General features: G+C 74.4%; 8 protein-coding genes. 4 read left to right on the forward strand and 4 right to left on the reverse strand.

The genetic code is table 11. The features are described 5' to 3' along the window. Nucleotides 1–311: 311 nt before the first annotated feature. A complete protein-coding gene (locus DQW06_RS13940) occupies nt 312–1,727 on the reverse strand; it encodes an NYN domain-containing protein (RefSeq protein ID WP_013154159.1) in 1,416 nt (471 codons plus the stop codon). Continuing rightward, the gene (locus DQW06_RS13945; RefSeq protein ID WP_013154158.1) at nt 1,724–2,005 is read right to left on the reverse strand and encodes a hypothetical protein; all 282 of its coding nucleotides are present in this window, start codon (nt 2,003–2,005) and stop codon (nt 1,724–1,726) included. Before DQW06_RS13945 ends, DQW06_RS13940 begins: the two co-directional genes overlap by 4 nt. A 131-nt stretch (nt 2,006–2,136) precedes the next feature. Here DQW06_RS13945 and DQW06_RS13950 point away from each other — a divergent pair, with 131 nt between their 5' ends. The 4 genes from DQW06_RS13950 to DQW06_RS13965 all read left to right on the forward strand — a co-directional run bounded on the left by DQW06_RS13950 (nt 2,137) and on the right by DQW06_RS13965 (nt 5,456). Continuing rightward, nucleotides 2,137–3,924, forward strand: a complete 1,788-nt coding sequence (locus tag DQW06_RS13950) for a DEDD exonuclease domain-containing protein (RefSeq protein ID WP_117198591.1) — start codon at nt 2,137–2,139, stop codon at nt 3,922–3,924. Beyond that, complete coding sequence (locus DQW06_RS13955; protein ID WP_013154156.1) at nt 3,902–4,666, forward strand: rhomboid family intramembrane serine protease; 765 nt, start codon at nt 3,902–3,904, stop codon at nt 4,664–4,666. The genes DQW06_RS13950 and DQW06_RS13955 overlap by 23 nt, the downstream gene beginning before the upstream one ends. A gap of 76 nt (nt 4,667–4,742) precedes the next feature. Continuing rightward, nucleotides 4,743–5,018 (forward strand): Lrp/AsnC family transcriptional regulator, encoded by a 276-nt coding sequence (locus tag DQW06_RS13960; protein WP_013154155.1) that lies wholly within the window; start codon nt 4,743–4,745, stop codon nt 5,016–5,018. Nucleotides 5,019–5,024: 6 nt separating this feature from the next. Continuing rightward, nucleotides 5,025–5,456: a protein-tyrosine phosphatase family protein gene (locus tag DQW06_RS13965; protein ID WP_013154154.1), complete on the forward strand. Its 432-nt coding sequence runs from the start codon at nt 5,025–5,027 to the stop codon at nt 5,454–5,456. A 73-nt stretch (nt 5,457–5,529) separates the two neighbouring features. Here the strand turns inward: DQW06_RS13965 and trpD are convergent, their stop codons facing one another. Next, complete coding sequence (gene trpD, locus DQW06_RS13970; protein WP_013154153.1) at nt 5,530–6,642, reverse strand: anthranilate phosphoribosyltransferase; 1,113 nt, start codon at nt 6,640–6,642, stop codon at nt 5,530–5,532. 210 nt (nt 6,643–6,852) lie between these two features. Continuing rightward, nucleotides 6,853–7,293 carry a response regulator transcription factor gene (locus DQW06_RS13975; RefSeq protein ID WP_013154152.1) on the reverse strand — a complete coding sequence of 147 codons (441 nt, stop codon included), beginning with the start codon at nt 7,291–7,293 and terminating at the stop codon, nt 6,853–6,855. Between the last annotated feature and the right edge of the window lie 494 nt (nt 7,294–7,787).

Below are 7,787 nucleotides of genomic sequence, written 5' to 3' on the forward strand. Positions count from 1 at the left end.
CTCACCCGCCCGCGCGGGGCGCGGGCGGGTGAGTGTGCGGGTCCCGACCGGCGGGCTCAGACGCGGCCTTGCTGTCCGGTGGAGCACTCACGTTCCGGGAAGAACCTAGCGGACCGCTCTGCACAGCTCAACCACGGGGCCCCGTACGTGCCGGTGTTCACAGTGCGCGCCGCGGTCCGCGGCGGGCGCGTCGTTCCTGGGAGTGAGCCGCGGGTCCAATGGGATAACGAATGGGTAACGGCTGGGGTGGGTGTGTCCCCGTGACGCCCGGGCCGGGCCGTGCCCGCCCCCGCGGCGGGCGTCCGGCCCCGTCAGCCGTGCGCCTCCAGGCGGCGCAGGAAGATCGTCGAGGGCACCGCGCGCGCCCCGGCGCGGCGCACCGCCGTCACGATCTCGCGGTCGGAGGTGACCACCGCGATCGGTCGCCCCGGGGGTTCGGCGCGCACCAGCCGCACGATCAGCTCGTCCGCGGTCTCCCCGGGCGCGCTGAACAGCAGCCGCACCCGGCGCGCCGCCGCCATCACCGGCGGGGTGTCCACGTCCGCGCCGTCGAACACGCACGTGATCTCGGCCTTGGTCCGGCTGGCCAGCCCCTCCAGGGAGTTCATCAGCCGGGTGCGCTGGTCGGCCAGGGGGAGGGTCCCGTAGCCGGTCTTGGTGACGTTGTAGCCGTCCACCAGCAGGTGCACCCGGGGCGCGGTGAGCAGGTGCTCCAGAAGGCCGGGGTCGTCGTCGGGCAGCCCGCCCAGGGACACCCGCCGCTGCTGCTCGGTCTCGGCCACCAGGTCGGCGGGGCTGTCCAGGACGGTGGGCAGCGCCAGTTCGCGGCGCAGGCCGTGGGAGGCCTCCACCAGTACGTCCAGCAGCACGCGCAGCCGCGCCTCGTCGGCGTTGCGTCCGGCGCGCACCGCCCGCCGGGCGTTGTCCAGCTGGGCCTCGGCCGTGGCCAGCCTCGATCTCAGCCGCCGGTTCTGCGACTCCAGCGCGCCGACCCGCGCGGCGGACTCCGACTCGCGTCCGGCCGTCTCGGTCAGCGCCCGCGAGGCCCGCTCGGTGGCCTCCTTGGCCCGCTGCCGCTCGGTGTGCACCTTGCGGCGCAGCTCGGCGATCTCGGTGCGCTGGGCCTTGATCTGGGACCGCAGCCGCTCCAGCTCCTCCTGGTGGTCGTGCCGGGTCTCGTCCAGTTGGCGGCGGGCGGCGTCCAGGGCCTCCGCGGCCTGGTCCGCCTCCTTGACGCTGGTCTGGCGCTCCAGCTCCCGGTGGACGTCCTCGACGATGCCGGGCCACCCCGGGGGCCGCAGCAGGTAGGCGCAGGCGGCCACGGCCACGGGGTCGGCCGCGGGGGGCACCACGCCCGAGCGCAGGCCCTCGGCCAGCTCGGGCCACACCTGGTCGACGCGGGCCGCGACCATGCCGCGGAAGGTTTCGTCGTTCTCCAGCTGGGCGGCGATCTGCGGTCCGGCGAGCCGGGCCCTGCGGCGCGGCTCGAACCTGGCGACCCTGCGCAGCAGCGGGGGCAGGTCGCTCGCGCGCATGCCGCCGAGCACGTCCGAGCCGTACTCGACGACCCGGGCGCGCACCTGCTCGGGCAGCGGCCGGGCCAGCCGTTCGCCGCCGTCACCGCCGTCATCGCCGGCGCCGTGGCCGCCGTCCTCCGCCGGGTGGACGCCGCCGTCGAGCGGATCGCCGCCGTCGGAGTCGCCGCCCGCACCGGGGCGGGCGCTCATGCCCGACCCGTCGGGCTCTCCGCCGAGGAACCGGGGACCGACCGGTCGGCGTCGGGGCGGGCGATGATCTCGACGCTGTCGGTGGCGCCGCACCAGCGGCACCGCACCCGCTCGATGGTCTCGGAGAGCACGGTGCGCTCCTCGACCCCGCCCTCACCGGCCAGGTCCAGGTGGACGTAGTCCTGGGAGCGCACGGTCCGGGTCACGTCGAACCGCGTGAGATTGCCGCATCCGGTGCACCGCCACCGCTCACTGTCACCCGGCATCGCGATCCCCACGGTTCCTCCCTCGTCTGGTGCTCTGGAGGGGCGGCGGCCCCGCCGCCGCCCCGATGACCCACATCTTTGCATGTCGGGCAGGTCAGACCGTATTCCGCCAGGTTGTCCGCACGGCCGACTACCCTGGCCGGGTGGTACGACAAGCGGCGCCCGCCGGCGTCCAGACCAGCATCAGCGACCTCGGTACGCCGTTGGCCGCGGCGTCCTTCGTGGTGCTGGACCTGGAGACCACCGGCACCAGCGCGAGCGGCTCCCGGATCACGGAGGTCGGCGCGGTCAGGGTGCGCGGCGGCGAGGTCGTCGGCGAGTTCGCCACCCTGGTCAATCCCGGTACCCCCATACCGGCCAACATCACCCTCCTGACGGGGATCACCCAGTCGATGGTGGCCTCGGCCCCGCCGATGGAGGAGGTCCTGCCCCGGCTGCTGGCCTTCCTGGACGCCGAGCCCGACACCGTGCTGGTGGCCCACAACGCGCCCTTCGACACCGGCTTCCTCAAGGCCGCGTGCGAGCGCCACGGCACGGACTGGCCCGGCTACCCGGTCGTGGACACGCTGCGCCTGGCCCGCGCCGTGCTCGCGCGCGGCGAGACGCGCAACCACCGGCTGGCCACACTGGCGGCCTACTTCGGGGTCCCGGTCGCGCCCAACCACCGCGCCCTGGAGGACGCCCGCGCCACCGTGGGCGTCCTGCACGGGCTCGTGGAGCGCCTGCGCCCCATGGGCGTGTCCAGCGTGGAGGAGCTGCGCGCGGTCACCAAGCCGCCCACCAAGGCCCAGCGCAGCAGGCGCCACCTGGCCGAGGACCTGCCGGAGGAGCCGGGCGTGTACGTGTTCACCGACGCCCGCGGGGAGAGCCTCTACGTCGGCAAGAGCAAGAACCTGCGCCGCCGGGTGCGCACCTACTTCACCGCGGCCGAGAGCCGCCAGCGCATCCGTGAGATGGCGGGCCTGGTGGCGGGCGTGACCCCCATCGTGTGCTCCAGCGAGCTGGAGGCCTCCGTCCGCGAGCTGCGCATCATCGCCGAACGCAAACCGCCCTACAACCGGCGTTCGCGCAACCCCGAGCGCGCCTCGTGGGTCCGGCTCACCGCCGACGCCTTCCCGCGCCTGTCGGTGGTGCGCGCGGTCAGCGGCGACGGGGCGGCCCAAATCGGGCCCTACGCCTCGCCTCGCGAGGCCGAGCGGGCCAGGGAGGCCCTGCTCCACGTCTTCCCGCTGCGCCAGTGCGCGCACACCTTCCGGCCCCCGGAGGCGGTCGCGGGGGGAAGCGGAGGCGGGACCCGCGTCGCCCCGCAGGTGGTCACCTCGGGCGCGCGGTGGACGGGCCCGTGCGTGGTGGCACAGCTGGGCCGCTGCGGCGCGCCCTGCGACGGCAGCGAGAGCGAGGCCGAGTACGCCGTGCACGCCGAGGCCGCGCGCGTCGCGATGACCGGGGACCCCGCCGCCGTGGTGGACGCGCACACCGCGCGCATAGGCGAACTCGCCGCGGACCTGCGCTACGAGGAGGCCGCGCACCTGCGCGACCGGCTCACCGCGTTCCTGCGCGGCGCCAGGCGGGCCCAGCGCCTGTCGGCCATCGCCGCGGTCGCGCACCTGGTCGCCTCCCGCCGCACCGCCGCGGGCTGGGAGACCTGCGTGGTCCGCCACGGCCGCCTGGCCGCCAGCGCCGTGCTGCGCCCGGGCACCGACCCGGCCGCGTTCCTGGCCTCCCTCGTGGCCACCGCCGAGTACGTGCCCGCCGGGTACGGGCCCAGCCCCGGCGCGCTCCCGGGGGAGACCGAGCTGGTCCTGGACTGGCTCGCCGACCCCGCCACGCGGCTGGTCGAGATCGACGGGGAGTGGACATGCCCGTTGCGCAGCGCCGAGGCGCACACCGGGATGACACACTGGGCCCATGGCCGCGCTTCCGCTCAATGACGACTACCCCGTCCGCCGCGTCCCCGTCGTCTCGTACACGCTGGTCGCGGTCAACGTCCTCGTCTATTTGGTGTCGCCGCAGGCGCTGACCGCGGTGTGGTACCCGGCGGACATGTTCGAGCGCTTCTGCGCGATCCAGGACTACTTCATGTACTGGGGGGCGGTGCCCGCCGAGATCACGGGCCGGACCGACCTGGTCCCGCACGCGGTCCCCGAGTGCGGGCAGCTCGACGGCAAGCCGGTGTGGTTCTCGGTGTTCAGCTCGATGTTCCTGCACAGCGGGCCCGGGCACCTGATCGGCAACCTGGTGTACCTGTTCGTGTTCGGGCCCGTGGTGGAGGACCGGATCGGCAAGCTGCGCTTCACGGGGCTGTACCTGGCCACCGGGGTCGCCGCAGCCTACGGCTTCGCGCTGACCGACGTCGACGCGGCCATGCCGATGGTGGGCGCGTCCGGGGCCATCTCGGGCGTGCTGGGCGCCTACCTGGTCGTGCAGTTCCGCAGCCGGGTGACCACGCTGGTGTTCGGGGTGATCCCGATGCGCCTGCCCGGGTGGGCCGTGGTGGGCAGCTACTTCGCTCTTCAGTATCTTCTCTACGTCACCACACCGAGCGCCCCCGGCGCCGGAGGCGGCGTCGCCTACGCGGCGCACGTGTACGGGTTCGTCGCGGGGGTGGTCGTGGGACTGGTGGTCTACCGGCTGCGGTGGCGCTCCGGGACGCGGCTGTCCGACGTCTACTAGGCACACGCCCTGGTGCGCCCCGGCGCGGCCGACGCGCCCGTCCCGACATTTTCCGAGGAACCGCCCTGGAGGCACAGTGATCACCGCGATCGTCATGATCAAGGCCGACGTCCACCGCATCCCCGAGGTCGCCGGGGCGATCGCGGAGATCGACGGGGTGAGCGAGGTCTACTCGGTCACCGGCGGCGTCGACCTCATCGCCATGGTGCGGGTGCGCAAGCACGAGGACCTGGCCGAGGTGATCCCCGGCCGGGTGAACAAGGTGCCCGGCGTGCTCTCCTCCGACACCCACATCTCCTTCCAGGCGTACTCCAGGCACGACCTGGAGTCGGCCTTCGCCCTGGGCTGGTAGCCGGTCGTGGCCGGTACCTGGAGTGCGCGGGAGGCGGGGGTCCTCGCCCTGCCCTCGGGCAGGCTGGTGCGCGGCCGGGGCCTGAGGCGCCCGCTGCCGCCCGGACCCCCGCCCGACCTCGGGCTGTACCTGCTGGGCCGCGAACCGGCGCCCGTGCCCTGGGAGGGGCGCTGGCTGCGGTGGCGGGACTTCGGTCTGCCCTCCGACCCCGCGGCCGTGGGCGCGGCGCTGCGCGAGGCGTGGGAGCGCGCCGGGGCCGAACGCGTCGAGGTCGCCTGCGGCGGCGGCCAGGGGCGCACCGGCACGGCGCTGGCGTGCCTGGCGGTGCTGGACGGGGTCCCCGCGCGCGAGGCGGTCGCCTACGTCCGCGCGCACTACCTGCCGCGCGCGGTGGAGACCCCCTGGCAGCGCCGCTTCGTGGCCCGCTTCGAGGCCTGAGACCCGCCGCGGGCGGGCCGAACGCCGGGGGCGCGGCACCGGGTATCCCCGCCGCCGCGCCCCCGGCGCGTGTTCACAGGGCCTTGGCGTACTGCTGGCTGATCTCCACCCAGCGCTCCAGCGCGCGCTCGGCGGCGCCGCCGTCCACCGCCGCGGCGGCCCGCTCGTACCCGTCGCGCACCGACTCCAGCAGGGGGCCCCGGATGCCGTCCACGGCGGCCAGCGCGGCGCCCGCGTTGAGCAGCACGGCGTCGCGCACCGGGCCGGTGCGGCCCGCCAGGAGGTCGCGCACGGCCTGGGCGTTGAACCCGACGTCGCCGCCGCGCAGGTCCTCCGGACGCGAGCGGGCGATGCCCAGGTCGGCGGGGTCGAGCGTCTCGCGCCGGGCCTGGCCGTCGTCCACCACCCACACCGTGGAGGTGGTCGTGGTGGTCAGCTCGTCCAGCCCGTCGTCGCCCCGGAACACCAGGGCCGAGGAGCCGCGGCGGGCGAACACCCCGGCGATCACCTCGCACATGCGCTCGTCGAACACCCCGATGGCCGAGGTGGTGGGCTGGGCCGGGTTGGTCAGCGGGCCCAGGAAGTTGAACACCGTGGGCACCGCCAGCTCGCGGCGGGGCTTGGCGGTGAAGCGGAACGAGGGGTGGAAGACCGGGGCGAAGCAGAAGGCGATGCCCGCCTCCTCGGCCACCCGCACGGTCAGCTCCGGCGGCAGGTCCAGGACCACGCCCAGGCGCTCCAGCACGTCGGCGGTGCCGCAGGAGGAGGACGCCGCCCGGTTGCCGTGCTTGACCACGCGGGCGCCCGCGGCCGAGGCCACGATCGCCGCCATCGTGGACACGTTCACGGTGTGCGCGCGGTCGCCGCCGGTGCCGACGATGTCCAGGGTCGGTCCGGGGACGTGGATGCGCACGGCGTTGTCGAGCATGCCCCGGGCCAGGCCGGTCACCTCCGACACGCTCTCGCCCTTGGCGCGCAGCGCGATGGCGAACCCGGCGATCTGGGCGTCGGTCGCGGCCTCGGACATGATCTCGTTCATCGCCCACGCGGTGTCGTCGGCGCTCAGGGTCCGTCCGCCCAGCAGGGCGGTGATGAGGTTGGACCAGGTCCGCTCGGTCACGGCGGACCGTTCGTCGGGGTTCGCGGCTCCGGAGCCGGCGGCGGAGTGGGCGGCGGGGACGTTCATCTGGGTTGCTCCACGGTGAAGGAACGGGCACGGAAGGGCCGGGGCGCGGCGCGCGGGCGGGCCGCCCTCAGGCGCCGGGGGGAAGGGGCGTGGCGTGAGCGCGCCATCGCCCGATGTCGGCGCCGTGGTGCAGGGCCGCGCCCACCGCGCGGCGGCGGCGCGGCTCCGCGTCGCCGCGGTGGCCCGTTCCGAGACCGTCTCGCACGCGTGTCACCCGTTCAGGGCCGCCGCGACCCGCTGGCGCATGAGCTCGGCCAGGGCCTCGGCGAGCGCGACGGGGTCGATCGGGTGGCTGACGACCTGCTCGGCCTGGGACCAGGTGGCCAGCCAGCCGTCGTCGCGCCGTCCCACCAGCAGCAGGACCGGCGGGCAGCGGTAGATCTCGTCCTTGACCTGGCGGCACAGGCCCATCCCGCCGACGGGGGAGGCCTCGCCGTCGAAGATCGCCACGTCCACGCGCGCGGAGGGGTCGGTGTCCTCCAGCCTGCGCAGGACCATGGGCGCGGTCGCGCACTCGACGAACTCCACGAGGGGAACGTCGGCCGAGGGGCGCCGGCCGACCGCCAGTCGCACCTGCTCGCGGGTGTCGGCGTCGTCGCTGTAGACCAGCACGCGCATCCTGGCACCCGTGTCCGTACCGCTGACCACCATCGCGCAACCGTCCCATCGCTTCTGTCCGCGGCCGTCGCCGTGGGGGTGCGGCCGGGGCGTTCGTTGGCTGTATGCCCTCTGACTGTATTGCCTCACGGCTCCGCTGCACAGGAGAGGGGCCGGGGGCGTGCCGGGTACTGAGACCTGGGCCACCACATTCAGAGCACGGGCTAACCCGACCCCCAAGCCCTGTTATCAAAAGGTGATTTTTTTGATGTCTGGCCGTAACCTGTCGTGGGTCGGGATGTCACCTGGGAGGCGCTGGATCGCCGCAGCCGCAGGGGATCCCGAATTTCGGTCACTCTGGGTATGTTACTGGTGTGACTGGAGGGGCAAAGCCGATACAGTAACGCCCGAGTCACGATCGACCGGTGCCAGCAGGCCGCGCGGGGTGCCAGAGCGCCCCGTACCGGGTCTGACCCGCCCTGTTACGGAGAGTCGGGTACGGCCCTCTCCGAGATGCCGTAATAATGCTGGCGTGGCGACAGCAACCG

Origin of the sequence: Nocardiopsis sp. TNDT3 (genome assembly GCF_003427465.1) — a bacterium.
GTDB lineage: Bacteria > Actinomycetota > Actinomycetes > Streptosporangiales > Streptosporangiaceae > Nocardiopsis > Nocardiopsis dassonvillei.